The organism is Actinomycetota bacterium (assembly GCA_030774015.1).
GTDB lineage: Bacteria > Actinomycetota > UBA4738 > UBA4738 > JACQTL01 > JALYLZ01.
In genome coordinates this window covers 1-26,504 of sequence record JALYLZ010000159.1, presented here as the reverse complement: position 1 = coordinate 26,504, position 26,504 = coordinate 1, and the positions used below count along the sequence as shown (strand labels likewise).

The 26,504-nt window shown below is 70.7% G+C and carries 23 protein-coding genes and 1 tRNA gene; 4 read left to right on the top strand and 20 right to left on the bottom strand.

Translation table 11 applies throughout. The annotated features are described in order from the left end of the window. Positions 1-44 precede the first annotated feature (44 nt). The 6 genes from M3Q23_15770 to M3Q23_15745 form a co-directional block, all read right to left on the bottom strand. Positions 45-947, bottom strand: a complete 903-nt coding sequence (locus M3Q23_15770) for a basic amino acid ABC transporter substrate-binding protein (protein MDP9343515.1) — start codon at positions 945-947, stop codon at positions 45-47. 44 nt (positions 948-991) lie between these two features. Then, the gene (locus M3Q23_15765) at positions 992-1,717 is read right to left on the bottom strand and encodes an ABC transporter ATP-binding protein (GenBank protein ID MDP9343514.1); all 726 of its coding nucleotides are present in this window, start codon (positions 1,715-1,717) and stop codon (positions 992-994) included. Next, positions 1,710-2,579 carry an ABC transporter ATP-binding protein gene (locus M3Q23_15760; protein MDP9343513.1) on the bottom strand — a complete coding sequence of 290 codons (870 nt, stop codon included), beginning with the start codon at positions 2,577-2,579 and terminating at the stop codon, positions 1,710-1,712. Before M3Q23_15760 ends, M3Q23_15765 begins: the two co-directional genes overlap by 8 nt. Further along, on the bottom strand, positions 2,579-3,874 hold the full coding sequence (locus tag M3Q23_15755; protein MDP9343512.1) for a branched-chain amino acid ABC transporter permease: 1,296 nt from the start codon (positions 3,872-3,874) through the stop codon (positions 2,579-2,581). Before M3Q23_15755 ends, M3Q23_15760 begins: the two co-directional genes overlap by 1 nt. Before the next feature lies 1 nt (position 3,875). After that, complete coding sequence (locus M3Q23_15750) at positions 3,876-4,862, bottom strand: branched-chain amino acid ABC transporter permease (GenBank protein MDP9343511.1); 987 nt, start codon at positions 4,860-4,862, stop codon at positions 3,876-3,878. An 89-nt stretch (positions 4,863-4,951) separates the two neighbouring features. Continuing rightward, the gene (locus tag M3Q23_15745; protein ID MDP9343510.1) at positions 4,952-6,184 is read right to left on the bottom strand and encodes a branched-chain amino acid ABC transporter substrate-binding protein; all 1,233 of its coding nucleotides are present in this window, start codon (positions 6,182-6,184) and stop codon (positions 4,952-4,954) included. 526 nt (positions 6,185-6,710) lie between these two features. Between M3Q23_15745 and M3Q23_15740 the strand changes: the two genes are divergently transcribed. After that, positions 6,711-6,794: transfer RNA gene (locus M3Q23_15740), tRNA-Leu, on the top strand. 20 nt (positions 6,795-6,814) lie between these two features. On the opposite strand, the gene trpA is transcribed toward M3Q23_15740, so the two are convergent. The 8 genes from trpA to dnaE form a co-directional block, all read right to left on the bottom strand. Beyond that, on the bottom strand, positions 6,815-7,597 hold the full coding sequence (trpA, locus tag M3Q23_15735) for a tryptophan synthase subunit alpha (GenBank protein ID MDP9343509.1): 783 nt from the start codon (positions 7,595-7,597) through the stop codon (positions 6,815-6,817). Next, positions 7,590-8,813, bottom strand: a complete 1,224-nt coding sequence (gene trpB, locus M3Q23_15730; GenBank protein ID MDP9343508.1) for a tryptophan synthase subunit beta — start codon at positions 8,811-8,813, stop codon at positions 7,590-7,592. The genes trpA and trpB overlap by 8 nt, the downstream gene beginning before the upstream one ends. Next, positions 8,810-9,595: an indole-3-glycerol phosphate synthase TrpC gene (locus M3Q23_15725; GenBank protein MDP9343507.1), complete on the bottom strand. Its 786-nt coding sequence runs from the start codon at positions 9,593-9,595 to the stop codon at positions 8,810-8,812. Before M3Q23_15725 ends, trpB begins: the two co-directional genes overlap by 4 nt. A 38-nt stretch (positions 9,596-9,633) precedes the next feature. Continuing rightward, positions 9,634-12,171, bottom strand: coding sequence for an ABC transporter permease (locus tag M3Q23_15720; GenBank protein ID MDP9343506.1), 2,538 nt, complete (start codon positions 12,169-12,171; stop codon positions 9,634-9,636). A 3-nt stretch (positions 12,172-12,174) separates the two neighbouring features. Then, complete coding sequence (locus M3Q23_15715; protein MDP9343505.1) at positions 12,175-12,942, bottom strand: ABC transporter ATP-binding protein; 768 nt, start codon at positions 12,940-12,942, stop codon at positions 12,175-12,177. A 136-nt stretch (positions 12,943-13,078) separates the two neighbouring features. Then, a complete protein-coding gene (locus M3Q23_15710) occupies positions 13,079-13,813 on the bottom strand; it encodes a HisA/HisF-related TIM barrel protein (GenBank protein ID MDP9343504.1) in 735 nt (244 codons plus the stop codon). Between the two features lie 13 nt (positions 13,814-13,826). Further along, on the bottom strand, positions 13,827-14,354 hold the full coding sequence (locus tag M3Q23_15705; GenBank protein MDP9343503.1) for a DinB family protein: 528 nt from the start codon (positions 14,352-14,354) through the stop codon (positions 13,827-13,829). An 18-nt stretch (positions 14,355-14,372) separates the two neighbouring features. Next, positions 14,373-17,879 carry a DNA polymerase III subunit alpha gene (gene dnaE, locus M3Q23_15700; protein MDP9343502.1) on the bottom strand — a complete coding sequence of 1,169 codons (3,507 nt, stop codon included), beginning with the start codon at positions 17,877-17,879 and terminating at the stop codon, positions 14,373-14,375. A 152-nt stretch (positions 17,880-18,031) separates the two neighbouring features. Here dnaE and M3Q23_15695 point away from each other — a divergent pair, with 152 nt between their 5' ends. Further along, on the top strand, positions 18,032-19,159 hold the full coding sequence (locus M3Q23_15695) for a PD-(D/E)XK nuclease family protein (protein MDP9343501.1): 1,128 nt from the start codon (positions 18,032-18,034) through the stop codon (positions 19,157-19,159). 79 nt (positions 19,160-19,238) lie between these two features. Beyond that, positions 19,239-19,715: a ClbS/DfsB family four-helix bundle protein gene (locus M3Q23_15690; GenBank protein ID MDP9343500.1), complete on the top strand. Its 477-nt coding sequence runs from the start codon at positions 19,239-19,241 to the stop codon at positions 19,713-19,715. Positions 19,716-19,728: 13 nt separating this feature from the next. Here M3Q23_15690 and M3Q23_15685 read toward each other — a convergent pair whose 3' ends face one another. From M3Q23_15685 to M3Q23_15665, 5 genes are all read right to left on the bottom strand, one after another. Further along, positions 19,729-20,151 carry an ester cyclase gene (locus tag M3Q23_15685; protein MDP9343499.1) on the bottom strand — a complete coding sequence of 141 codons (423 nt, stop codon included), beginning with the start codon at positions 20,149-20,151 and terminating at the stop codon, positions 19,729-19,731. Between the two features lie 75 nt (positions 20,152-20,226). After that, positions 20,227-21,141: an RluA family pseudouridine synthase gene (locus tag M3Q23_15680; protein ID MDP9343498.1), complete on the bottom strand. Its 915-nt coding sequence runs from the start codon at positions 21,139-21,141 to the stop codon at positions 20,227-20,229. Next, positions 21,138-21,749, bottom strand: coding sequence for a signal peptidase II (lspA, locus tag M3Q23_15675; GenBank protein MDP9343497.1), 612 nt, complete (start codon positions 21,747-21,749; stop codon positions 21,138-21,140). Before lspA ends, M3Q23_15680 begins: the two co-directional genes overlap by 4 nt. Next, the gene (locus M3Q23_15670) at positions 21,746-22,132 is read right to left on the bottom strand and encodes a TraR/DksA C4-type zinc finger protein (protein MDP9343496.1); all 387 of its coding nucleotides are present in this window, start codon (positions 22,130-22,132) and stop codon (positions 21,746-21,748) included. The genes lspA and M3Q23_15670 overlap by 4 nt, the downstream gene beginning before the upstream one ends. A 49-nt stretch (positions 22,133-22,181) precedes the next feature. Beyond that, complete coding sequence (locus M3Q23_15665; protein MDP9343495.1) at positions 22,182-22,421, bottom strand: DUF167 domain-containing protein; 240 nt, start codon at positions 22,419-22,421, stop codon at positions 22,182-22,184. Positions 22,422-22,754: 333 nt separating this feature from the next. Here M3Q23_15665 and ileS point away from each other — a divergent pair, with 333 nt between their 5' ends. Continuing rightward, a complete protein-coding gene (ileS, locus tag M3Q23_15660; protein ID MDP9343494.1) occupies positions 22,755-25,964 on the top strand; it encodes an isoleucine--tRNA ligase in 3,210 nt (1,069 codons plus the stop codon). A gap of 6 nt (positions 25,965-25,970) precedes the next feature. On the opposite strand, the gene M3Q23_15655 is transcribed toward ileS, so the two are convergent. After that, on the bottom strand, positions 25,971-26,504 hold a 534-nt coding region (locus M3Q23_15655; GenBank protein MDP9343493.1), incomplete at its 5' end, for a hypothetical protein.

The window sequence follows — 26,504 nt, the reverse complement described above, 5'->3', positions numbered from 1 at the left end:
CTCCGTGGAGCGCGGGCCCGCCCGCGAGACGCTCCTCCTCCCGGCTACGACCCGAAGGTCGTCGGGTCCGGGACCGGCTGCCCCGGAAACCACTTCGAGAAGATCGATGCATAGGTGCCGTCGGTGTAGATGGCCTGCAAGGCCTGGTTCATCGCTGCCAGGAGTCCGGCGTTGTCCTTGCTGACGGCGAAGCCGTAGAACTCCCCGGTGTCGATCGGTTGGACCACCTTCAGGCCGGGACGGCTGGCCGCCTCGAAGAGGGATGATCCCTCGTCGTTGAGGACGCCCACGATGCTCCCGGACTCCAGGTCGGTGAACGCGTCGGGCGCGTTCACGTAGGTCTTGATCTGGACGCCCTTCGGCGCCAGGTTCTTCTGCGCGTAGTCGGCGCCGGTGGTCCCACGCTGCACCCCCACCACGTCCCCCTTCTTGAGGTCGTCGGTGGACGCGATGTCCGGGGTCTTGGCCGTGTTGACCGTGAGCGACTGCCCGCCGGGGAAGTAGGGGACGGTGAAGTCGATCACCTGCTGGCGCTCCGGCGTGATGGTGGACGCCGCCGCCACCGCGTCGAACTTGTTGGCGGCGAGGGCGGTGAAGATGGTGTTGAAGTTCGACTTCACCCACGTGACCTTCAGGTTCAGGCGATTGGCGACCGCATCGATCATGTCGATGTCGAACCCGGTGATGTCGCCCGTGTTGGGGTCGGTGAACTCGAAGGGCTTGTAGTCGAGGCACGATCCGACCGAGAGCTCCCCGGACTTGATCGTAGTGAACTGCGGGATCGGCGTCCCCGTCGCACCCGTCGGAGACCCCGTCGTCCCGGTCGGTCCGGTCGTCCCGGTCGCTGCCGGGGGAACGGTCGTGCTCTTCTTGGCGCACGCCGAGGCGACCAGGGCGAAGACCGCCACGACCGCCACCGTCCCGATGATTCGCCTTCGTCTGTGCATCCTTCCCCTCCTCTGCGGGCAGTCAACAGGGTCGAACCGCGCCGTCACTCCTCTCCCAGATACGCCTTGCGGACCTGGTCGTTGCCGAGGAGGCTCTTGGCCGAGTCCTCCAAAACGATCTGGCCGCTCTCCAGGACGTATCCCCGGTCGGCGATATTCAACGCCATGTGGGCATTCTGCTCCACCAGCAGGATGGTGGTCCCCTGCTCGTGGATCTCCTTGAGCAGCTCGAAGATGCTCTCCACCAGGATGGGGGCGAGTCCCATGGACGGCTCGTCCAGCATCACCAGGCGGGGGCGGGCCATGAGGGCGCGCCCGATCGCCAGCATCTGCTGCTGGCCGCCGGACAGGGTCCCGCCGGGCTGCTTCTCCCGTTCCTTGAGCACGGGGAACAGGGTGTAGACGCGCTCGTAGTCGTCCTTCAGGCCCTTCGCCCCCGCCCCCCGCCGCGCGTAGGCTCCCATCTCCAGGTTCTCCCGGACCGACATGCGCGGGAAGATCTTGCGGCCCTCGGGCGACTGGCAGATGCCGAGCTCGACGATGCGGTGGGCCGGGAGCTGGTCGATGCGCGTCCCCTCGAACAGGATCGACCCGGCGGCGGCCCGCTTGGTCCCCGAGATCGCCTTGAGCGTGGTGGTCTTCCCGGCGCCGTTGCCGCCGATCAGGGTGACCATCTCGCCCTGGTCGACGTGCAGCGAGATCCCGCGGACCGCCTCGATCCCGCCGTAGCGCACGATGACCTGCTCGAGCTCGAGCAGGGGCTCAGCCATCGCCGGAGCCCTCGCCGCTGCCGCGGTTGCCATCGCCGCCGGCATCGCTGCCATTGGCTTCCCCGTCGGCGGCCTGCCGTCCCAGGTAGGCCTCGATGACCTTGGGGTCGCGCTGGACCTCCTCCGGCTTCCCCTCGGCGATCTTCTCACCGAAGTCCAGCACCACGACCCGGTGGGAGATGCCCATGACCACCTTCATGTCGTGCTCGATGAGCAGCACGGTGACGCCTTGGTCCCGGACCTTCTGGATCAGCCCCATCAGCGACGCCTTCTCGGGCGGGTTCATCCCGGCCGCCGGCTCGTCGAGCAGGAGCAGCTTGGGCTTGGTGGCCAGGGCCCGCGCGATCTCCACCCGTCGCTGGTCCCCGTAGGAGAGGTTCCCCGCCAGCTCGTTCGCGTACTTGTGGATGCCGGCGAACTCCAGCATCCGCTCCGCCTCCGCCTGCCCCTCCCGGTCCTCCCGCCGCTGCCGTGGGGTCCGGAAGATGGCGTCCAGCACGTTCTGCCGGTGGTGGGCGTCGGTCCCGACGATCACGTTCTCGAGGGCCGTCATGTTCTGGAACAGCCGGATGTTCTGGAAGGTGCGGCCGATACCCCGGCGGTTGATCTCGAAGGGCCGGACCTTGCGGTTCACCAGGCCGAGGAACCGCTGCTGGAGAAGGTTCTGCCCCTGGAACCGTATGACCCCCGCCGTGGGCGGGGAGATCCCGGTGGCCAGGTTGAAGAACGTCGTCTTCCCGGCGCCGTTCGGCCCGATCAGGCTCACGATCTCTCCCTCGTCCACCCGGATGTCGAGGTGATTGAGCGCGGCCAGCCCACCGAAGAACTTCGCCACGCCCTCGGCTTCCAGGACGGCCGCCATCAGGTGGTGGCCTCGTCGTGGCTCACGTCGAAGAGCCCCTCGTCCCGGACTCCGCCCTTCAGCTCGGCCTTTCGGCGCTTGGAGGGGAGGAGTCCCTGCGGCCGGAAGATCATCACGATGACCAGAGCCAGCCCGAACAGGAAGAACCGGTAGTCGGCCAGCCCCCGGAAGATCTCGGGGAGCAGGGTCACCACCGCGGCTCCGAGGATGGCTCCGGGGATGGACCCCATGCCCCCGATCACCACCATGCTCAGGATGAGGATGGACTGGATGAGCGCGAACGTCGGCGGGTTGATGAAGTTCACCTGCTCGGCGTAGACCACCCCACCGACCCCGGCGGTGCACGCGCCGATGGCGAACGCCGCCAGCTTCATCCGGAGCACCGGGACGCCCATGGCCGCCGCGGCGACCTCGTCCTCCCGGATGGCCACCCACGCCCGTCCGATCCGGGACCGGTCCAGCATCCGGATCGCCACGATCCAGATCACGACGAACGACAAGAACAGCCAGTAGAACTTGTTGTCGATGAACGTCCCCCACACCAGGTTGACGCTCCCCACGTGGATCGCCGGGTGCGGGATGGAGGCGATGCCACGGGGTCCCACCGTGATCGAGTCGAGGTTGTTCGCGCTGATCCGGACGATCTCGCCGAACCCCAGGGTGACGATGGCGAGGTAGTCGCCGCGGAGCCGAAGGGTGGGCGACCCCAGGAGGACCCCGGCGAACACCGCCACCAGCAGCGCGGCCAGGATGATGAGCCACATCCAGGCATGCCACATGGGCTTGTCCAGGAACGTCACCGTCGGCGGGCTGGCGTTCAGGCCCTTGGAGAAGGTCCCCGCCCCCGTGAGGAGCCCCGCCGTGTACGACCCGATGGCCCAGAAGGCGACGTAGCCGAGGTCCAGCAGCCCGGCGAAGCCGACCACCACGTTCAGCCCGAGGGCGAACAGGGCGAACAGGCCCACCCGGGCCAGCGCCGATCCCGACGTGGCCCGCTGGAGCCAGTCGGGGAGCGTGAACCACGTGCTCAGGAACGGAAGGATCGCCGCGACGCCGACCCCGACGGCGCCGGCCAGCGGATAGGACCACCTTCGGTGCCGGTCCGCCCAGGCTCGAAAGACCGCCGTGCCCCTGCCCACCGGGGACAGGACCTCCCGGGTCGCCCCGGCCATCCGCTTGCGGGCCGCCGTGGTGACCTCGTTGGCGCGAGTGCCCGCCTGGCGCCAGTTGCTCCGCCTCGGCGCGGGGGCCCGGGGAGGCTGGGGCGGCGGCGAGGAGGGAGGACGGTCCGCCACGTCAGGCCCTCACCTGCTCGCCCAAGATCCCGGTCGGGCGGAACATCAGGACCAGGACCAGGACGACGAACGACACCACGTCGGTCCACTGCGCGCCGAAGCAAGGGACCGAGTACGCCTCCACCATGCCGAGCACGAAACCGCCCAGCATCGCACCGCGGATGTTGCCGATGCCGCCGAGGACGGCCGCGGTGAAGGCCTTGATGCCGGGGGTGAAGCCGATGAACCAGAAGGCGGGGACCGCGGGGAAGATGCCAACGTACAGCAGCCCGGCCGCCCCGGCCATGAGGCCACCGATGAAGAACGTGGTGACGATGACCCGGTCGATGTTCACACCCATCATCGAGGCCGTCTCGACGTCCTGGGCCACGGCCCGGATGCCCCGCCCCAGCCGGGTCGTGCGGACGAACCGGTCGAGGACGAACATCATCACGACGGAGACCCCGATCACCAGCAGGTGGGTGTTCTGGAAGTCGGTTCCGAAGAGCGTGAAGGCCGTCTTCGGCTCCATCACCGTGGGGAGCGGTTGGGGGCTGGGGCCGAGCAGCGCGGGGAGCCGGTAGAAGAGCAGGTAGTGCCGGCCGTCCATGAGCACGAACAGGTACTGGATGGTCAGCGAGGCCCCGATGGCGCTGATGAGGAAGGCCAGCCGCGGTGCTCCCCGCCTTCGGAGCGGCCGGTACGCGAACCGCTCCAGGGTCAGGGCAGTGACGCCCGAGGAGAGCATGGCCGGGATGAGGGCCCCCACCAGGACCAGCGCCAGCAGGATCCCTCCCAGGGGATGGGTGATGCCGAACCAGTTCCGGAACGCGTACAGGGTGACAACGGTGGAGACCATGAAGACCTCGGAGTGCGCGAAGTTGATGAGCTGGAGCACTCCGTAGACCATCGTGTAGCCGAGGGCGATCATTGCGTAGATCGCCCCCAGGGTGAGGCCGTTCCTCGTCTGGTCCCAGAACTGGTGGTAGATGCTGTGGAGACAGTCCACCCGCTCCCCCGTGACCCCGTGCCGGCCGAAGGATAGAGGAAGGGCAGACGCTCCGTCTGCCCTTCCTCACATCCTGAACTGCGGTGGAGCTAGGCCCCGAGAACCGTTGACGCGTTCCCGAGCGGTGCCAACTTGCCGCCCTTGACCTGGTAGAAGTACAGCAGCGCGTTGATGTCCGTCGCAGCGATCTCGTGCGTGGACGGGTCGAACGCAATCGCCTTGGCCACTCCCACGTACGGGCTGGACGTGGTCAGGCTGTCCAGGTAGGTCTTGATGCCGGCCCGGACGGACGCCGGGTCGGTGGCCCCCTTGGACACCGCGTCCGAGATGCCCGCGCAGATCAGCCCGGCCACGTCGTATCCCTCGGCGGCGTACACCGGGACCACGGACGCCTTGCTCCCGTACTCCTGGTCGTACTTCTGGACGAAGTCGCCGCCCAGGTTGGCCGGGATGCTCAGGTACGTGCCCTCGGCCGCTGATCCCGCGGAGCTGAGGAACGTGGACGAGACCGAGCCGTCACCCGACATGAAGTTGATGTTCAGGCCGGCGGCCTTTGCCTGCTTCACGATCTTGGCGAAGTCGGCGTCGTACCCGCCGTAGAACAGCGAGTCGGCCCCCGACGCCTTCACGTCGCTGATGAAGGCCGAGTAGTCGTCGGTGGCGGCGACGCCCTCGGTGCCGACGATCTGCACGCCGCCCTGCTGGGCCAGCTTCTTCACGGTCAGCGACAGCGGCTGGCCGTAGTCCGACGTGTCGTTCGAGATGAACAACTTCTTCGACTTGATGATCTGGGCCTCGAACTTGCCGTCGTTGCCGCCCTGCACGTCGTCGTTGCCGACCGTGCGGTACCAGTAGTCCCACCCGTTCTGGGCCAGGTCAACAGCCGTCGCCGACTGGGTGATGAACGGGATCTGGGCCTGGTTGTAGGTGTCACCGACCGCCCGGGTCTCGCCCGAGAACGCCGGTCCCACCACGGCCACCGTGTTGGGGTCGGTCACCACGGTCTGCGCGACAGGCGGAGCCTGGCTGCCGTCGCCCTGGGTGTCGGCCGGCTTGAAGGTGACCGTCGCCGGGAAGCTCGGGTCCGCGTTGCACTCCTTGAAGTGCAGCTGCGCCCCCTGTTCCGACGGGATCACCAGATAGTTGTACGGGCCGGTCCAAGCACCCTGTCCGTACACCGTCACCGCGATCTTGGTAGCCGGACCGCTGGACCCGCTCGTCCCAGCCGGCGTCGTGGTTGACTTCTTCTTGCAGGCGGTGGCCACGAGCATCAGTACCGCCACCACGGCGAGCACCCGCAATACGTTCTTACGAGATCGCAAAGCCTCCCCTCCTTTCCCCTTGCCTTCCTGTCCGGCGGTTCCTATCACAAAACGGGGAGCGAAGCGAAAGCCGGTCAGGCCAGTCGTGGCCCAGCATCGACCCCCAGGTTGGTTGTACGAGTACCACCCGACCGCTGGCTTGGACGGCCGCCAACCAGGTGGAGGGCGGGCCGGAAGGGCGGTCGGAGCGGTGGTGTCTCGGTCTTGGAGGTCCGCGGGTGGGCGGGGCCCCTTGCGGTCGTTTTCCGGGGGCGCAGCGTCAACCTGCTGTCGTGCTCGCCAGGCGGTCGACACCATCGGGAAGGCCCCCCACGGCAAACATCCTCTCCGGTTCCACGCCGACGAGCCGGAACCTGCCTACGGGAAGCCCGGGAGGCCAGTCACTCCAGTGCGCCACGTCCAGGTAGCGTCCCCAGATGTCGGCCTTGGTCGCACTCGAGTCAGCGCTGTGCCGAACTGCCGCCCGAGCCCGCCCTCCACGGGTACCCTAGGTTCGGCCGGGGCATGGGCCCTTTGTCCGTTTCAGGCCGGGATGCGGAAACTGGTAGACCGGGCGCTCTCAAAAGGCGCTGCCCGAAAGGGCGTGAGGGTTCGAGTCCCTCTCCCGGCACGAAGGGTGGAAGGCGAAGCTCAGGGACCGGCAGGAATGGCCCGGCGGAACTGGGCGGCCAGGGCCAGGCAGGACTCCGGACCTTCCTCCAGCAGCTTGCGGACCAGCGCGGTGCCGACGACCACGCCATCGGCGAACTCACACGCGGTGGCGGCCTGCTCCGGCGATCCGACCCCCACGCCCACCAGCAGCGGGCGGTCGGTGAGCGGCCGGAGCGATTCCACGAGGTCGCGGGCCGTTTGGGCCAGCACCTTCCGCTCGCCGGTCACCCCGTAGGTCGAGACGCAGTAGACGAATCCGCTCGAGGCCTCCGCGATGAGTCCCAGCCGTCCGGCGTCCGTCCCTGGCGCAGCCAGGAACACCGACGCGACGCCGTGCTCGGCACACGCCGACCGCCACTCCTCGGCCTCGTCCACGGGCAGGTCCGGCACGAGGACCCCGGCCAGCCTCACGTCGACCGCTCGCCGCAGGAACACGTCGAACCCCAGGGCCAGGACCGGGTTCAGGTAGGTCATGGCCACGACGGGCACCCCGACCGAGGCCTCCCCCACCAGGTCCAGCACCCGGTCCGGGGTCGCTCCGGCCTCGAGCGCCCGCTGGGAGGCTTCCTGGATGACCGGCCCGTCCATGACCGGGTCGGAGAACGGGATCCCGACCTCGATGGCATCAGCGCCAGCCGCCTCCAGTCCCCGCAGGACATCCGTCGTCACCGACGGCAGGCCGCCGGTCACGTAGGGCACGAACGCGCGGCCGCCGACGTCGAGGCGCCGCCGCAGCGCCGCCTCCAGGTCGAGGTCAGCCACGCCCCGGGGGCACGGCGTCGGGGACCTCCCCGCCCAGGGCCGCGCGGACGGTCTCCAGGTCCTTGTCCCCCCGGCCGGACAGGCACACCAGCACGGACGAGCCCTCCGGGAGGGGCCGGCGAAGCAGCCACCCGATGGCGTGGGCCGGCTCCAGGGCCGGCAGGATGCCCTCGGCTCGGGCCAGCGCCACGAACCCCTCGAGCGCCTCGGCGTCCGTCGCGCTGGTGTACTCGGCCAGCCCGGCGTCCTTCAGGAAGCTGTGCTCTGGCCCCACCCCCGGGTAGTCCAGGCCCGCCGAGATGGAGTGGGTCGAGACGACCTGGCCGGCCTGGTCCTGCAACAGGTACGACAGCGCCCCGTGCAGGACCCCGGGACGCCCTGCCGAGAGCGACGCGCAGTGCTCCCCCGACCCGGACCCGCGGCCCCCGGCCTCCACGCCGACCAGCCGGGCACCACCGCCCACGAACGCCGTGAACATCCCGATGGCGTTCGATCCCCCGCCGACGCACGCCACCACGGCGTCCGGCAGGCCGCCGTCGGCTTCCTGGAACTGGCGGCGCGCCTCGTCCCCGATGACCCGCTGGAAGTCCCGGACCATCGCCGGGAACGGATGCGGACCGACCACCGACCCCACGACGTAATGGGTGTCCTGGACGCTCGCCGCCCAGTCCCGGAGGGCCTCGTTGATGGCGTCCTTGAGGGTCCGGGAACCCGACCTCACCGAGACCACCTCGGCGCCCAGCAGGCGCATCCGGTCCACGTTCACGGCCTGCCGGCGGGTGTCCTCCTCCCCCATGTACACAACGCACGGCAATCCGAACATCGCGCAGGCGGTCGCGGTGGCCACGCCGTGCTGGCCGGCGCCGGTCTCGGCGATGATCCGTCGCTTCCCCAGCCGCCGGGCCAGCAGCACCTGACCCATGGTGTTGTTGATCTTGTGTGCACCGGTGTGCGCGAGGTCCTCGCGCTTCAGGAACACCCGGTAGCCGGTCTGCTCGGACAGGCGCGCCGCGAACGTCAGCGGTGTGGGCCGGCCCACGTAGTCCCTCAGCAGTGCGTCGAGCTCCCCCCGGAACTCCGGGTCGTCCTGGAGCGACGACCACGCGCGGGCCAGCTCGTCCAGGGCCGGGACCAGCACCTCGGGGACGTACCGTCCGCCGAAGCGGCCGAACCGGCCTCGCTCGTCGGGGAGCGTCGAGGTCGCCGGACCGCTCACGGCCGGACCGGGACCGCGGCGCCCCGGAGCTCGCGAATCTTGGCGCCGGGGTCGGGTGATCGCATGAGCGCTTCCCCCACCAGGACCGCCGATGCTCCCGCCTCCACCGCCCGCTCCACCTGCTCGCGCCGGGAGATCCCGCTCTCGAACACCACGATCCGGTCCGCCGGAACCCGCCGGGCCAGCGCGACCGCGAGGTCTTCGTCCACCTCCAGCGTCTCCAGGTCACGCGCGTTGACCCCCACCATCGGCGCCCCGGCCCCCAGCACCTTGTCCAGGTCGGCCTCCGAGTGCGCTTCCACCAGGGCCGCCATGCCGGCGTCCGCCGCCGTGGCCAGCATCGCGTCCAGCTCCGATGGCGACAGGCAGGCCGCGATCAGCAGCACGGCGTCGGCCCCGGCGGCCCGCGACTCGATGACCTGGGCGGGGTGGACCAGGAAGTCCTTCCGCATGACGGGCAGGCGGCAGGCCAGCCGGACCGCGCGGAGGTCGGAGAGCGAGCCGTGGAAGTGGTACGGCTCGGTCAGCACGGAGATGGCCGCCGCTCCCCCGGCCTCGTACGCCCGCGCAAGCGACCCGGGCTCGGCTTCCGCGATCGGTCCGGCGGACGGGGAGGCCCGCTTCACCTCCGCGATCACCGCCGGCCGCGCGGACCGCAGCGCCACCGCGAAGTCCCGGGCCGGCGGCATGGCCGAGGCCCGGACCAGCAAGGAGGCCTCGTCCAGCGGCGAGCGCTCGAGGTCGCGACGAATCCGTTCGACGACGTCGGTCAGGAACCCCACGGTCCGGCCAGTGTAGTGGCCGAGCGGACGGCTCCGGCCTACTCGGTGGAGATGGCCTCCAGCACGTTCAGCCTGGCGGCCCGGCGGGCGGGCAACACCGCCGCCAGCATCCCCCCCAACGCCGCCACCACGATGAACAGCACCAGCTGCCGGCCCGGGATGGAGAGCACCGTCACGCCGGAGTCGTGCAGCGCCTGGACCATGGCCCACCCGAAGAACACGCCCACGGCCACGCCGAGCACGGCGCCGAACACCGCGGTAATGACCGATTCCCAGCGGATCATGGACCGGACCTGGCTCCGGGCCATCCCCACCGCGCGGAGCAGCCCGATCTCGCGGGTCCGTTCGAACACCGACAGGGCCAGGGTGTTCACGATCCCGAACAGCGCGATCACCACGGCCAGGCCCAGCAGGGCCACGATGAGCCCCAGGAGCTGGTCGACCTGCTTCTCGGTGGTCTGCCGGAACTGCGCCTGGTCCTGGATCCGCACGCCGGGGAACTCGCCGGCCACCCGAGTGACGGCCTGCTTCGCGGCGGCCGGGGTCGTCCCCGGCGCCACCGTGACCAGCACGTTCTGGTCGAGCTGCTGGATGAAGTTGCGCTCGTAGGTCCCGAGCGAGACCACGTACCCGCCCAGGAGGTCGTTGTTGTCGTACACCCCCGCGACCTCGAGGTCCTGGCGGCCGGTCCGGGCGAACTGCGCCGGGACCACGTCCCCCACCGTCCAGTCGTGCGCCTCGGCGGTCTTCTTCGAGATCAGCATGCCGCGGTCGCCCAGCGCCGAGACGCTTCCCGAGAGCATCTTCACGTCGGCCACCCGGGTGAGGGTCGACGGGTCCGTGGCGGTCAGGAACTCCCCCGAGCCGTTGACGCCGAACGAGCCCTGCCGGAGCTCCTCCACGGCCGAGAACGCGGGGTTCGACCGGAGCGCGTCGGCCACCGCCGGGCTGAACCCGACGAACTGCGAGGTGCTCACGATGTAGTCGGCCTTCAGGGTCTCCCGCAGAGTCCGGTCGGCCGAGGCCTTGATGGATGCCGCGAAGATGCTGACGAACGCCATCAGGCCGAGCCCGATCATGAGCGCCGCCGCGGTGGAAGCGGTCCGGCGCGGGTTCCGCATGGCGTTCTCGCGCCCCAGCTTCCCCGCGATGCGCCGAAGGGGCCAGCCGATGGCCGCGGCCATGGGCCGGGCCACCAGCGGCCCCAGCATGGCCACGCCCAGGAACACCCCCGCCGCGCCCAGTCCCACCAGCGAGGCGCCGTTCGAGGTGCTCCCGAACAGCCCCAGCATCAGCGCCCCCACCCCGGCCAGGGTGACCAGGGCGCCGGCGAGGACGCGAGTCCGGATCGACCCGCCCGCGCCGGTCTGCTGGTCGCGCAGGGCGGCCATGGGCGAGACGCGGGACGCTCGGTACGCCGGGACCACCGAGGCCACCACGGTCGTCACCGTCCCCACGATCAGCGCGACCACGATGGTCCGGGGAAGGACCTGGAGCGTGGTGGTGGGCAGGCCGATCCCGAACGCCTTCAGCAGGCCCTCCAGGCCGAGGGCGATCACCAGCCCGAACCCCAGCCCCACCCCCGAGGCGATCACTCCGACGATCACGGCCTCGACCAGCACGGAGCGCCGGACCTGACGGGTGCTCGCGCCCAGGGCCCGGAGCAGGGCCAGCTCGCGGGTCCGCTGGGCCACCAGGATCGAGAACGTGTTGAAGATGGTGAACGCCGCCACGAACAGCGAGATCCCCGCGAACACGAGCAGCGCGATGTTGAAGAACGAGAGGTTCTTCTTGATGTCCTCCGACGACGACTGCGCCGCCTGCGAGCCGGTCTTGGCCTCGTAGCCGCTCGGCAGGACGCGCTGGATCCGGTCGCGGAGATCGGTCGCCGACACGCCCGGCTGCGCCGCGACCCGGATGTCGTCCCACCGGCCGTTGCCCTGGAGGGCCTGCTGCGCCGTCTGGGGGTCGAACGCCACCAGGGTGGCCCCCAGGAGGCTGTCGGACTCGCCGAACCCGGCGATGCCGGTGATGGTCGCCTCCATGGGCGGACCCTGGAGCAGGACCTTCACCTTGTCGCCGACGTGGAATCCGTACTTCGAGGCCGTGGCCGCGTCCACCACGATCTGGCCGGGCCCTCGCGGGGGCGAGCCCTCCCGGAGCCGGAGCGGGTTCAGCGTGGGATCGTCGAACCAGGTCACCCCCAGCGTCGGCGCCCCCCCGGTGGTGATGGCCTTCCCGTGCTTGTCCACGAGCTGCGCGTAGCCGCTCAGGTCGCCCGCGGCGACCCGGACCCCCGGCACCTGCCGGATCCGGTCCAGCACGGAGGCGGGGACGCGCTCCGCCAGGCCCGATTCGCCCCCGCCGGGCCCCGAGTCCGTGAACTTCGGAATGCCCTCCACCACCACGGCGACACCGGTGTCGATCTGCGCGAACAGGCCGTCGAAGGCGTGTCCCATGGTGTCCGTCAGCACGTACGAGCCCGCCACGAACCCCACGCCCAGCACGACGGCCAGCGCCGTCAGGGCCAGACGGACCTTGTGCGCGAGGATGCCCTTGAGGGTGGCCCGCCACATGGCTCAGGCCGTCCCGAGCGACTTCATCCGGTCCAGCACGCGCTCCGCGGTCGGATCCTGGAGCTCGTCGATGACCCGGCCGTCCTCCAGGAACACCACGCGGTCCGCGTAGCTCGCCGCGGTGGGGTCGTGGGTGACCATCACGATGGTCTGGCCGAACTCCCGCACCGCCCGCCGCAGGAACTCCAGCAGCTCCGCGCTGGCCTTCGTGTCGAGGTTCCCGGTGGGCTCGTCGGCGAACACCATGTCCGGCCGGCTGGCCAGGGCCCGGGCCGCGGCCACCCGTTGCTGCTGCCCGCCCGAGAGCTCGGACGGCCGGTGCGACAGGCGGTCCGACAGCCCCACGATCTGGATGACGCGGTCGACCCATTCCCGGTCGGGCTTCCGTCCGGCGATGTCCATGGGCAGCGTGATGTTCTCGGCCGCCGTGAGGGTGGGGACCAGGTTGAAGGCCTGGAACACGAACCCCACCCGGTCCCTCCGGAGCTGGGTGAGCTTCTTCTCGGGGAGCGTGGTGAGGTCCACGTCGCCGATGAACACGTGGCCGGAGGTCGGCGTGTCCAGGCCCGCCATGCAGTGCAGCAGAGTTGACTTGCCCGAGCCCGACGGCCCCATGATGGCGGTGTAGCGCCCGGCCGCGAACTCGACGTCGATCCCGGCCAGGGCCCGCACGGCGGCGTCGCCCTCGCCGAACACCTTGACCAGCTCGACGGCCCGGGCGGCCGTGCCGGTGATGCGGGCGGGACTCTGTTCGGTCGTGGTCGGCGGCATGGACGTCTCCCCTGGTTCCATCGGTCTCCCTGGACGAACATACGGGAACGAGGAGAACGTCCCTCGAAGGAATTGTGGTGTTGATGTGAACGGTACCGCGCCGGATGTGGCGCGCTCGCGCCTCGCCCGGCGCCCCTCAGTCCGCCCCCATGGCGCGGATGGCGCCGGCCAGGTCCAGGCCGCCCTCGTACAGGGCCGACCCCACGATGGCACCCTCCACGTTCGGCGCGGCCGCCGCCAGCGCCTCCAGGTCCGCGACCGTGGCGATGCCGCCGGCCGCGATCACCGGGCGCCCGGCGGCCCGGGCCACGGCCCGGATCGCCCCGAGGTCCGGCCCCGAGCGTTCCCCCACCAGCGCCACCGACGTGACCACGAACCGAGTGGCCCCGCTCGCCACGAGCTGGGGAAGGACGGCGTCGACCAGCCACGTGCCGCCACCGCCGCCACCGCGTCCCCGGGGCCGAATGGCCTCACCGTCGACCTCGAGCCCCACGGCAAGCCGCTCGCCATGGCGTCCGATCAACTCGGCCGCGTGGTCCAGGTCCTGGAGGGCCGCCGACCCCAGCACGGCTCGGGCCGCCCCGGCATCGAGCACCGCGTCGATGTCCTCGTCGGTTCGCAGCCCCCCGCTGGCCTGGACCCGCACCGCCAGCCCGGCGATCGCGCGTATCACCTCCAGCCCGGACGGTCTTCCCGTGAAGGCGAGGTCCGTGTCCACGACGTGGATCCATCGTGCGCCCGCTTCCACGAATGCGGCCGCCGCCGCCAGCGGGTCCCCCTGGAACGCGTCCACCGGCACGGGCCGGCCGGCCCGCACCCGCCCCAGCCCACCGTCGACCAGGTCGATGGCCGGGATGACCTCGAAGGGCACGGCGAGCCGGGACTCAGGCCTGCGCCCGAGCGTCCCGCAGCGCGGCGACCTGCGCCCGGTGCTCGGCCTCGTGCTGGAGCAGGTGATGCACCACCCAGTCCGCCGCCACGTCGAAGCGCTCGCGCGTCCGAAGGCGGTGGAAGTCCTCGACCGGCATCGGCCGCATCTGCTCCAGGAACAGCGACCGCACCGCCCGGAGCCGTTCCAGATGCCGCTCGAGCGTCTCCCCGGCCACCTGGGTGAGCCGGTCGTCGGCGTCCCGGTCGTCGAACGGAAGCAGGTCACGCGGCCACAACCGGGCTCCGTCCGGGCCGAGGATGTCCGTCAGGAGCCAGTCCGCCTCGACCAGGGCGATGTGGTACAGCAGCGTGCCGATCGTGTTCTGGCCCCCGATCGGCCGCCAGTCGAGCGCCTCGTGCGCAAGCCCTTCCAGCTCGCGCAGCGTGTCCCGCCGGGCGTCCTCCATCGCCGACAGCCACCGCCCGACCTCGGGATCGTCGGCGATGGGCTCGAGCGCGAGCACCTCCCGTTCCGCCTCCACCGGGCGAACCCTACCGCCTCAGACGCGGGCGGGGACCGCCGGCGCGGCCTCATCGATCCGGACGCACTCGGGGCCGCACAGCATGCGGAGCTCCGAGAGCAGGCCGGCCGACGCGTCGACGAAGTAGCCGTTCCCCACCTTGAACGGCGTGACGCCGTTCGAGCCCAGGTACCGGATGGTGACCGGGGTCCGGCCGGGATACTGGGCCAGGACCTCCTTCAGCTTCGCCAGGAACGCTCCGGTGCAGCTGTCCGCCGGGACGTCCACCACGATGCGGGCCGCCCCCACGCGAACGGGCGGCGAGTCGTCGCCGTCGAACTCCCGGATGTCGAGAGCGGCCAGCTGGAGCTCGCGGCCCCGCAGGTCCACCCGGCCCTTCACCAGCACGATGCGGTCCGTTTGGATCAGGTCGACCGCCTTCTCGTACACGCCCGGGAAGGCCACCACGCCGACGCCGCCCCCGAGGTCCTCCAGCCGGAACAGCGCGTACGGCTCGCTGCGCTTCGTGTAGCGGCGGGCCACCGCGCCGACGATACCGCCCACCGTGACCACGTCACCGTCGCCGAGGCCGGCCACCTCCACGATCTCGAGGTCCGTCTGGGCCTCCAATCGCTCCTTGATCGCCAGCAGCGGGTGGTCGGTCACGAACTCGCCCAGCATCTCCTTCTCGAACCGGAGCAGGATGGGCTTGTCGTATTCCTCCGCCGCCACCACGGACTCGTCGATCTCCATGGCCGGCCCGGCCTCGCCGCCGAACAGGGAGTCCTGCCCGATGGCCTCGGCCCTGCGATCGGACAGGATCGGCGTGAGGACCTTCTCGTAGCCCTCCGCCAGGCCCCGGCGCGTGTAGCCGAGCGAGTCGAACGCGCCCGCCCAGATCAGGCTCTCGATCATCTTCTTGTTCAGGACACCGGGCTCGACGCGGCGGCAGAACTCGGTGAACGAGGCGAACGGACCATCGCCCTTGCGGGCCTCGATGATCTGGGCCACGGCGCCCGCGCCGACGTTGCGCACCGCGGAGAGGCCGTAGCGGACCCGCCGCTCGTCCGCGCCCGGCACGGGCGCGAAGTCCAGCTCGGACTCGTTCACGTCCGGCGGCAGCACCTCGATCCCCATCAGCCGGCACGCGTTCAGGTAGTAGGGCTTCTTGTCCTTGTCGTCCTTCACGCTGGTGAGGAGCGCCGACATGTACTCCACCTGGTGGTGGGCCTTGAGGAAGGCGGTCTGGTAGGCGACGTACGCGTACGCGCAGGCGTGCGGCGCGTTGAACCCGTAGTCGGCGAAGGGCGTGATGAGGTCGAAGATGCTCTCCGCCAGCCTGCGCTCGTACCCGCGTTCGACGCAGCGCTCCACGAAGACCTCGTGGTGCTTGGCCAGCTCGGCCCGGATCTTCTTGCCCATGGCCTTGCGCAGCAGGTCCGCCTCGCCCATGGAGTAGCCGGCCATGCGCACCGCGATCTGCATGACCTGCTCCTGGTACACGATCACGCCGTAGGTGTCGGACAGGATCTCCGCGAGATCGGGGTGCGGATACTCCACCGGCTTCCGCCCGTGCTTGCGCTCGGCGTACTCGATGTGGGTTCCCATGCCCAGCGGTCCGGGCCGGTACAGCGAGATCAGCGCCATGATGTCCTCGAACCGGTCGGGAGCGAGCTGCTTGGTCAGTGAGCGCATCCCGGCGCCCTCCAGCTGGAACACCGCGGTGGTGTCCCCGAGCCGGAGCATCTCGTAGGTGGGTTCGTCGTCGAGCGCGACGTGGTCGATGTCGAGCTCGATCCCCTTGCGTCGCAACAGCTTCAGCGTGTCCTCGATCACCGAGAGGTTCCGAATCCCCAGGAAGTCCATCTTCAGGAGGCCAAGCTTCTCGACGCCGTGCATGTCGAACTGGGTGACGACGCGCCGCGAATCGTCCCGGGAGTCCTTGGACAGCTTGAGCGGCATGTAGTTCACGAGCGGGGCGTCGCCGATGACCACACCGGCCGCGTGCACCGAGTCCTCGCGGCGGAGCCCTTCCAGTGCCCGCGCCGTGTCCACGATCTCGCGGGCCTCCGGCTCCCTGTCGTAGGCGTCGTGCAGCTCGGGCGATTCCTGGAGGGCCTGCTCGATGGGCTTCTCCCGGCCCAGCACGGCCGGCGGGTACATCTTGCACAGCCGGTCGCCGATCGACGCCGGATACCCCAGGACCCGCGCCGCGTCGCGGATGCCCTGCTTCCCCTTGATGGTCTGGAACGTGATGATCTGCGCCACGTGGTCGGTGCCGTACTTGACCGCCACGTACCGGATGACCTCGTCTCGCCGGCGCTCGTCGAAGTCCATATCGATGTCGGGCATCTGCTTTCGCTCGGGGTTCAGGAACCGCTCGAAGATCAGGCCGTACCGAAGCGGGTCGAGATCGGTGATCCGCAGCGAGTACGACACCACCGACCCGGCCGCGGACCCCCGACCGGGGCCCACCCGGATCCCGGAGTCCCGGGCGAACCGGATGAGGTCCCACACGATCAGGAAGTAGCCGGCGAACCCCATCCGGCAAATCACGTCCAGCTCGTAGTCGATCCGCCGGGCGACCTCGTCAGAAAGCGTTGCGCCGTAGCGCTCTCGGGCGCCGGCCAGGACGAGCTGCCGGAGATAGTCCTCCTGGGCCATGCCGTTCGGCGGCTCGAACCAGGGCACGTGGAGCTCGCCGTAGGACAGCTTCAGGTCGCACATCTCCGCGATGTCCAGCGTCGCCTCGCAGGCCTCCGGGAACTCCCGGAACACCTCGCGCATCTCCGCCGCCGACTTCATGAAGAACTCGTCGGTCTCGAACTTCAGCCGGTTGGTGTCCGTCTGGACCTTCTGCTGCTGGATGCACAGCAGCACGTCGTGGGGCTTGGCGTGCTCGCGCTCGGTGTAGTGGATGTCGTTGGTGGCGACGAGCGGGATCCCGAGCTCCCGGGACAGGCCGGCCAGGCCGGGAAGGACCAGCCGCTGCTCCGCCAGCCCGTGGTCCTGGATCTCCAGGAAGAACCGGCCGGGCCCGAACACGTCCCGATAGGTGGCCGCGGCCTCCGCGGCCTTCCGGTCCTGCCCCCCCACCAGCTGCCGGGCCACCTCGCTGGCCAGGCACCCCGACAGGCCGATCAGGCCCTCGGACCGCTCGGCCAGCAGCTCCTTGTCGATGCGAGGCCGGTGGTAGAAGCCCTCCAGCGCGGCGTCGGTGACCAGGCGGAGGAGGTTCCGGTAGCCGGTCTCGTTCGAGGCCAGGATGGTGAGGTGCCGGTACTTCTCCTCGTTCTCGCCGGGGGCGCGGTCGAACCGGCTTCCTGGGGCCACGTACGCCTCCACGCCCAGGATCGGCTTCACGCCCGCCTGGAGCCCCGCCTCGTAGAACTCGAGCGAGCCGAACATCACCCCGTGATCGGTGAGTGCCAGGGCCGGCATCTCGAACGCGGCGGCCCGTTCGAACAGGGCGTCGACACGGGAAGCCCCGTCCAGCAGGGAGTACTCGGAGTGCGTGTGCAGGTGGACGAAGCCCTTGTCGCTCATGTGTCCCGTCAGCCAGTCATACCGCGGGGAAGGTGCCGGATCCCATTGTCCACACCCGGGGGAAAACCCCTGTGGATAATCACACTCTTGTAATTCTCCGGCTCACCGACTTATACTCCCGGCGACCCCACGGAGTCAACGGCGCTGATCACATGAGGCTCTCCTACTCCAGCATCTCGACCTACGAGACCTGCCCGGCCAAGTTCAAGTTCCAGTACGAGGACCGGGTGCCGTCGCAGCCGTCCCCGGCGCTGTCGTTCGGGGACTCGCTGCACCAGGCCCTGTACCACTTCCACAATCGGCCGGTCCCGGTGGCGCCCAGCCTCGAGGAGCTGCACGAGCTGCTCGACGGCGTGTGGGTGTCCGAGGGGTTCGGCGCCGAGGCCGAGGAGCGGATGTACCGCGACCACGCGCGGCAGGTCCTGGCCCAGTACCACCTGGACAACGCCGAAGACTTCCGGATCCCGGCAGCCCTGGAGTTCCGGTTCCACATCGAGGTCGAGGGCGTCCAGATCAACGGGACCATCGATCGCCTGGACCGCATCCCCGGCGGGGGGTACGAGATCATCGACTACAAGACGAGCCGGCGGCTCCCTCCCGCCGCGGTGGTGCACCGGGACCTCCAGCTCTCCATCTACTTCCTGGCGGCCAAGGAGGTCTGGGGCATCGAGCCGGAGCGGCTGACCCTGTACTTCCTGCTGCCGGGCCAGCGCATGACCACGTCGCGGACGGCCGCCGACGCCGACGAGCTCCGCCGCCGGATCGCCGTGGTGGCGGAGCGGATCGCCGACGGGAAGTTCGAGCCCCGGGAGAACCCGCTGTGCAACTGGTGCGACTACCAGGCCCTGTGCCCGGTGTTCCGCCACAAGTTCGAGAAGGAGGGCGGCGACCCGGCGCCCCGGATGACCGAGATCGTGGACGAGTGGGTCCGGCTGAAGCGCGAGAACCGGGTGGGGTGGAGGCGCATGGACGAGCTCGCTGCCTTCATCAACGCCTTCTGCGAGGAGCACGGGTACCGGCGGCTGTTCGCCTCGGACGGCTCGGCCATCGACCGGCGGCCGCAGCACGTCACGGCTCCGGACGGACGCCGCCTGCGGCAGATCCTGGAGCCCCTCGGCCTTTGGGAGCGGGCCCTCTCGGTGGACCCGCAGAAGATCTCGGACCTGGTGGAGAGCCGGACGCTCCCCCCCGACGTCGAGGACGCCGTGCTGGCCTCCCGCCAGGAGGTCCGCACCCAGCACGCGCTGTACCTCAAAGACCCCGCCCGGGCCAGGCGATGACCGCCGGTGGGTCGGACCTCCCTCCCGACCCGCCGGCCATCCCGGCCGATAACGCCATCCCCCGCTAGCATCGGCGCCCGTGGAACGAGACCAGCTGCTGGCGCGGATCCAGGAGGGAAAGGCAGAGCTGGACCGGGCCTTCGCCGCCATTCCTGCCGACCGGATGGAGACGCCCGGCGAGGGAGGTGTGTGGTCGCCCAAGGACCAGCTCAGCCACCTGGCCGCCTGGCACGAGATCGTCCTGTGCCGGCTGCGCGGGCAGGTCGAGGAGGGCGTCATGGACCTCCCCGAGGGCTACGCCGAGATGGAGATCGACGACGTCAACCGGTTCCTGTCCGAACGGGACCGGGACCGGACTCCCGCCGAGGCCCGGGACGCCTTCGAGCGTTCGTACCGGGACATGCAGGCGGCGGTAGAGGAACTGCCCGCCGAGGCGCTCCAGCGGCCGTTCCGTCCGGACCTTCCCGATCGCATGCTCCTCGACACCGTCCTCGGAAACACGTCCGAGCACTACGCGGAGCACGTCCCCATGCTGCGCGCGGCCGCTGGGGGGTAGGTTCGGCCGGTCGCTACGCGCCTCCGCCCGGGGGCGGCATCAGTCCGAGCTGCATCATGAACGTGGCGTTGTCCCAGTACGCCCGGTGGGCCGAGATCTTGCCGTCGCGGACCTCGAAGACCGTGGTGAAGGGGACGTCCACCGACCTCCCGGTTGCCGGAACCTCGCCCATGGGGCCGGCCAGCGGCCCGGTGTGGGTCCCGGTGTAGCTTCCCTCGGCCGCCGCCGAGTTCCCCTCCTCGATCCATTGCCGGATGTTGAAGCCGGCGTCCGGCATGGCCACCGCGAACCCATGAAGCAGGGCGGCCGCCTCCTGCGGTCCCCTCACCGAGCCGGCCGGCGTGTAGAAGTCCACGTCGTCGGTGAGCATCGCGGCGATGGCGTCGACGTCACCGCCTCTGACCGTGTCGAACCAGCGCTCCCCAAGTTCCTTCACCTCTCCCATGTCCCCTCCTGTTCGGTGGTGGCGCGCGGACGCTACCGGGCGGAGCCGCGGGCGGTCAACGTCCCCTCACCCCGCGCGAACCCGGCGAAGCGCCTCCTCGAGATCCTCGGGGAGGGGCTCCTCGACCTCCACTTCGTCGCCGGTGCGGGGGTGGATGAACGAGATCCGCCAGGCGTGCAGGAAGGGGCGAGTCAGCCCGAGCCGGCGGGCCTCGTCTCCCCCACCGCCGTAGCGGGCATCGCCCAGGATGGGATGGCCCACCGCCGACAGATGCACGCGGATCTGGTGGGTCCGCCCGGTGCGGGGCGTCGCCTCCAGCAGGGTGGCCTGCCCGCCGAAGCGCTCCCGGACCTCGAGGTCGGTCTCCGCCCGGCGCCCCTCCCCCCGGAGGACCACGATGCGCGAGCCCCGCCTGGCCAGCGGCGCATCGACGGCGAAGCGCTCGTGCTCGACCTCCCCTCGAACCAGCGCGAGGTACCGCCGGGACACCTCGTGCCCGGCGAACATGGCCGCCAGCAGCTCGTGGGTCCGGTCGTCCTTGGCCACCACCAGCAGCCCGGAGGTCCCGGCGTCCAGCCGGTGCACGATGCCCGGCCGCTCCGGGGCCGCCACCTGCGACAGCGCCATGCCCATCCCCAGCAGCCGGTTCACGAGCGTGCCCGTCCGTCGCCCGGCGGTCGGATGGGTGGGCAGCCCGCTGGGCTTGGCCACCACGGCCAGGTACGGGTCCTCGTACCGGACGGGAACCGGCGGGCCCTCGGCGGGCACGGCCCCGAGTCCCTCCAGGCGCACCGAGACCGGTTCCCCACCGGCCAGCGCGAACGACTTCGGCCGGGACCGGCCGGCCACGGTGACCCGGCCCTCGGCGATGGCCCGCTGGACCTCGGCCCGGGGCAGCCCGAGCCGGCGCGCCACCACCAGGTCCAGGCGCCCCGGCACCGCCCGGAACTCCACGGCCCCCTCCCCTGTCGGCTCCGTCATTCCGGGGAGATGCGCCGCCCCGGGGGGCTCCCCTGGTCCGAGGGGCGGCCCCGGCCGGAGGGGCGGCCCCGGCCGGAGGAGCGGCGCTCGCCGGAGGAGCGGAGGAACCCGGACAGCAGGATGAGCCCGGCCCCGATGACGATGCCGCTGTCGGCCGCGTTGAACACCGGCCACCACCGGAAGTCCACGAAGTCGACCACCCGACCGGAGAACCCCGATCCGCGCACGGCCCGATCCGTGAGGTTCCCCAGCGCGCCGCCCAGCACCAGGCCCAGGCCCGCCCCGATCAGGCGGTTCGGCAGGTTGAACGACGCCGCCACGATGGCGACGCAGACCACCAGCGTTGCGGTGAGGAACAACCACGTCGCCCCCCCCAGCACACCGAAGGCCCCGCCGGGGTTCGTCGTGTAGTCGAGCTGCACGACGCCCGGGATCACGTGCACCGGCGGGCGGTTCTGGAGGTAGGTCTCCGCCAGGAACTTGGTGAGGCGGTCCAGGCCGTAGATTCCCGCCGCCCAGCCGTACAGCCACAGCGCGAGGCGTCGGTGGGACCAGGGCCGCGAGCCACCTCCGGCGCCCTCCCGATCCTCGGGAGTCCCCCGGCTCAACTCGAACGCGCTGCCTGCGCGTCCTTGATGCACAGGGTCGCGTATGGGAGGGCCTTCAGCCGGGCTTTCTCGATCGGCTTTCCGCATCGCTCACAGAACCCGTAGGTGCCCGCGTCCATCCGGGCCAGGGCCTTGTCGATCTTGCGCAACAGGTCGCGGGCGTTGTCGGTGAGCGACTCGTCCTTCTCGCGCTCGAACGTGGCGGTGCCGGCATCGGCATATTCCTCGTCGAAGGCCACCTCGCCGGACAGGTCCGACTGGGACGTCCCGAACGAGGACGTCTCCAGCTCGGTCAGCTGGGCCTCGAGCTCGGCCCGCTCGCTGAGCAGGCTCCGGCGCAGGTCCTCGAGCTCCTTCTCGGTGAGGGCTTGCTTGTTGGCCATCGGTCGACGGACGGTAGCATCGCGGCGTTCCGTCGCCAACAACCCGTGCTCACCGCCGCCACAGGCGCCGGGCGATCTCGCCGGAGGGCATGCCCGCCACGTCGAACACCTTCCGCCGGGACCTCGCCCCCGACCGGAGCGCGACCCGGGACGGGGGGACGGCGAGCGCGGCGGCCAATGCCCGGCGGGCCTCGTCGGTGGCCCGGCCTTCGGCGGCCGGCGCCCGCACCCGGATCACGATGTCCTCACCGGACGTCTCGATCCCCGTCCCTCCGGATCGCGGGGTCACGCGAACGCTGACCGTTCCCATGGTGCGGTAGCATGAGCGCTACCGGCGACGACGGGAACGAGTAGGAGGGCCTTTGGCCCACAGCGAGCTGGGGACGGTGAAAGCCCGGCGGCACGGACCCTCCGAACATCCTCCCCGAGCCGCTGCCCGAACCTTCCGGGCGTTCCGGGAGCAGTAGGCGCAGCCGGGTCCGCCCGTGACAGCGGGAGGGTGTGACGGCACCCGATGAGCGGTCGGGCTCCGCGAGGGGCCCGGCAAGGCGGGGTGGTACCGCGGGGCCATGCGCCTCGTCCCTGCAAACAGGGGCGAGGCGTTCTTCGTTGGGAGGCGGCGATGGCGAGGTACCGGCCGGTGGATCCGAAGGTGGAGTTCCCCGCGCTCGAGCAGCGCGTGCTGGAGTTCTGGCGGGGCGGCTCCATCTTCGACAAGAGCCTGAAGCTCCGGGAGGGCGCGCCCGAGTGGACGTTCTACGAGGGCCCGCCCACGGCGAACGGCAAGCCCGGCATCCACCACGTCGAGCCTCGCACGTTCAAGGACCTCTACCCGCGGTACAAGACCATGACCGGCCACCTGGTGCGCCGGAAGGCCGGCTGGGACTGCCACGGGCTCCCCGTCGAGCTCGAGGTCGAGAAGGAGATCGGCACGAAGTCCAAGCGCGACATCGAGGCGTTCGGCGTCGCCGAGTTCAACCGGCTGTGCCGGGAATCGGTGGGCCGCTACGTGAACGAGTTCGAGCGCCTGACCGAGCGGATCGGCTACTGGATCGACATGGGCGACGCCTACTGGACGCTGTCGCCGGAGTACATCGAGAGCGTGTGGTGGTCGCTGAAGACGCTGTACGAGCGGGGCCTGCTGTTCCGCGATTTCCGCTCCGTCGCGTACTGCCCGCGCTGCGGCACCGCCCTGTCCGACCACGAGGTGGCCCAGGGCTACACGCACGTCGTCGACCCCGGGGTCACGGTGGAGTTCCCGGTCACCGAGCCTTCCCGCCCCGAGCTCGCCGGCGCGTCGTTCCTGGGGTGGACCACCACGCCGTGGACGCTGCCCTCGAACCTCGGTCTGGCCGTGGACCCGGATCAGCCCTACGTCGTGGCCTCGGTGGGCCGCGAGCGCTACATCGTGGCGGAGGCGCTGATGCGGGCCGTGCTCGGTGAGGACGCCGTCATCGAGTACACGCTTCGCGGGTCGGACCTGGTCGGGTCTCGCTACTCCCCGCCCTACGACAACATGAGCGGCGACACCCACCGGGTGGTGGCCGCCGGCTTCGTCCTGATGGACGAGGGAACGGGCATCGTCCACATCGCGCCGGGATACGGGGCGGACGACCTCGACATCGGCCGGCGGGAGGGCTGGCCCGTGTACAGCCCGGTCGACGACTTCGGGAACTTCACGGACCAGGCCCCGGCGTTCGTGCGGGGGCGGTTCGTGAAGGAGGCCGACGCGGACATCGTCGCGGACCTGCGTGAGCGCGGGCTGCTGTTCGCCTACTCCGACTACGAGCACACCTATCCCCTGTGCTGGCGGTGCAAGACGCCGCTGCTCTACGTGGCCCGAACCTCGTGGTACGTACGGACCACGGCGAAGAAGGACCGCCTGCTGGAGGTGAACGAGGGGGTCGACTGGCATCCCGAGCACATCAAGCACGGCCGGTACGGCGACTGGCTGGAGAACAACGTGGACTGGGCGCTGTCCCGGGAGCGCTACTGGGGAACCCCGCTCCCCCTGTGGGTGTGCGGCGGCGACCACGTCACGCCGGTGGGGTCGCTCCGCGAGCTGTCCGACCTGGCCGGCCGCGACGTCACCTCGATCGACCCCCACCGGCCCGACGTGGACGAGGTGGAGATCCCGTGCCGGGAGTGCGGCGCCACGGCCCGGCGCGTCCCCGAGGTCATCGACACCTGGTACGACGCCGGGGCCATGCCGTACGCGCAGTGGAGCTACCACCCGGACCTCGGGCGCGGGCTCCAGGAGTTCTCGGAGCGGTTCCCCGCCGACTTCATCTCCGAGGCCATCGACCAGACCCGCGGCTGGTTCTACACGCTCATGGCGGAGGCGGTGCTGCTGTTCGACGACACGGCGTACCGACACGTGGTGTGCCTGGGCCACCTGGTGGACCGGGAGGGCCGGAAGATGTCGAAGTCCGTCGGCAACCAGCTCGACCCGTGGACGGTCCTGGACCGCCACGGCGCGGACGCCCTGCGCTGGTACCTCATCACGGTCGGCTCGCCGTGGGCCTCGCGCCGCGTGTACTTCGAAGCCCTGGACGAGGTGGTCCGGCAGTTCCTGCTGACGCTGTGGAACGTGTACTCCTTCTATGTCACGTACGCGAACGTGGACGGGTTCGATCCGTCATCCGCGGTCGACGTCCCCGTCGCGCGGCGCCCCCCGCTGGACCGGTGGGTGCTGTCGCAGCTGGCCCAGACGGTCCGCGAGGCGCGAGACGGCCTGGAGTCCTACGACGCCACGGCGGCGGGACGGCGGATCGCGCGGTTCATCGACGACCTGTCGAACTGGTACGTGCGGCGGGCCCGGCGGCGGTTCTGGTCGGCGGGCCGGGGCGCCGAGGCGACCGACAAGGCGGCCGCCTACCTGACCCTGAACGAGTGCCTGGTGACGGTGGCCCGGCTGCTCGCCCCGTTCACGCCGTTCGTCACGGAGGAGCTGTGGCAGAACCTGGCCGCCGGCACCGACGGCGCCCCCGAATCCGTCCACCTCGCCGACTACCCCGAGGTGGACGAGGGGGCCGTGGACCCCGAGCTGGACGCGCGCATGGAAGCCGTCCGCGACGTCGTGTCGCTCGGCAGGACCATCCGGACGGACGCGAAGGTCCGGGTGCGCCAGCCCCTGGCCCGCGCGGTGCTCCACTACCCCGGAGACCGCGAGGGGCTGACGCCGCTCCTCGACCTGGTGAAGGACGAGCTCAACGTGAAGCGGGTGGAGTTCGCCGAGTCGGCCGAGCAGTTCGGCCGGTGGCAGGCCAAGCCGAGCTACCGCGTGCTCGGTCCGCGGCTCGGCCCGCAGGTGAAGGACGTGGCCGCGGCGCTGGCAGACGACGACGGCAGGCTGGCGGCGGCCCTGGCTCGGGGCGAGACCGTGACGCTCCGGCTCGGCGAGCGTGTCTCGGTCGAGCTCGCCCCCGACGAGGTGGACCTGGTCCAGGAGACCCGGGAGGGCTGGGGCGTGGGGGCGGAGGGCGGCCTCACGGTGGCCCTGGACCTGGAGGTCACCCCGGATCTCCGCCAGGAGGGCCTGGCCCGCGAGGTCGTCCGCCTGGTGCAGGACGCCAGGAAGTCGGCGGGCCTCGACGTCACCGACCGGATCGAGCTGGGGATCGAAGCTCCCGACGAGGTCGTGGACGCCGTCGAGAAGCACCACGAGTACGTGAGCAGGGAGACCCTCGCCACCGGCCTACAGCCGCGCGCGCTGTCCGATCCCGAGTACGACACGACGGAGACCCTCGACGGGAAACGGATCCGGATCACCCTTCGGCGGAGGACTGGGACCTTCCAGGCTTCGTCGGAGATCGAGCCGCCCGTAGTCTGAGGAAGACTAGTCTTCGCCCCAGAAGAGCTCGCGCAGCGAAGCCTCCCGCTCGGGTTCGCTCCCCTCGTCATCGTCCTTCGACGCGCCGTCGGCCGCTCGCCGGGGGACCGCGACCGGCCGCTCGGCGGGCACGGCGGGCACGGCGGGCGTCGCGGGAGTCGATGCCTTCGGGGAAGGCTCGGCGAACTCCGGAGGCGCCGGGAGATCCGGAAGCCGGGGCGGTTCGGGCGCCGACCAGCGCGCCGAGGGCTCGGAATGCTCCGTGGGCTCGGACGGCTCGAAGCGGGCGGAGGGCTCGGCAGGCGACGTGGGCCCAGACGGCTCGAAGCTGGGCTCGGCAGCCTGGGGCTCGGCAGCCTCGGGCTGGGCAGCCTCGCGCGGATCGGATGCTTCCGTGGCGGTGACCGCTTCCGGCGCCTCGGACCGCTCGGTCGGCTCGCCCGCCTCCGGCAGCAGGACCACCGCGGCGCGCTGCGATACCGGATCGGCGGCGGCGGCCTCGATGGCGGGCCCGCCCTCGGACCCCGGACGGGCCCGATC

Excerpts from the sequence above, each read along its gene's own strand:
- M3Q23_15770 (MDP9343515.1), bottom strand. The coding sequence starts at position 947 with ATGCACAGACGAAGGCGAATCATCGGGACGGTGGCGGTCGTGGCGGTC.
- M3Q23_15765 (MDP9343514.1), bottom strand. The coding sequence starts at position 1,717 with ATGGCTGAGCCCCTGCTCGAGCTCGAGCAGGTCATCGTGCGCTACGGC.
- M3Q23_15760 (MDP9343513.1), bottom strand. The coding sequence starts at position 2,579 with ATGGCGGCCGTCCTGGAAGCCGAGGGCGTGGCGAAGTTCTTCGGTGGG.
- M3Q23_15720 (MDP9343506.1), bottom strand. The coding sequence starts at position 12,171 with ATGTGGCGGGCCACCCTCAAGGGCATCCTCGCGCACAAGGTCCGTCTG.
- M3Q23_15715 (MDP9343505.1), bottom strand. The coding sequence starts at position 12,942 with ATGCCGCCGACCACGACCGAACAGAGTCCCGCCCGCATCACCGGCACG.
- dnaE (MDP9343502.1), bottom strand. The coding sequence starts at position 17,879 with ATGAGCGACAAGGGCTTCGTCCACCTGCACACGCACTCCGAGTACTCC.
- M3Q23_15695 (MDP9343501.1), top strand. The coding sequence starts at position 18,032 with ATGAGGCTCTCCTACTCCAGCATCTCGACCTACGAGACCTGCCCGGCC.
- M3Q23_15680 (MDP9343498.1), bottom strand. The coding sequence starts at position 21,141 with ATGACGGAGCCGACAGGGGAGGGGGCCGTGGAGTTCCGGGCGGTGCCG.
- M3Q23_15670 (MDP9343496.1), bottom strand. The coding sequence starts at position 22,132 with ATGGCCAACAAGCAAGCCCTCACCGAGAAGGAGCTCGAGGACCTGCGC.
- ileS (MDP9343494.1), top strand. The coding sequence starts at position 22,755 with ATGGCGAGGTACCGGCCGGTGGATCCGAAGGTGGAGTTCCCCGCGCTC.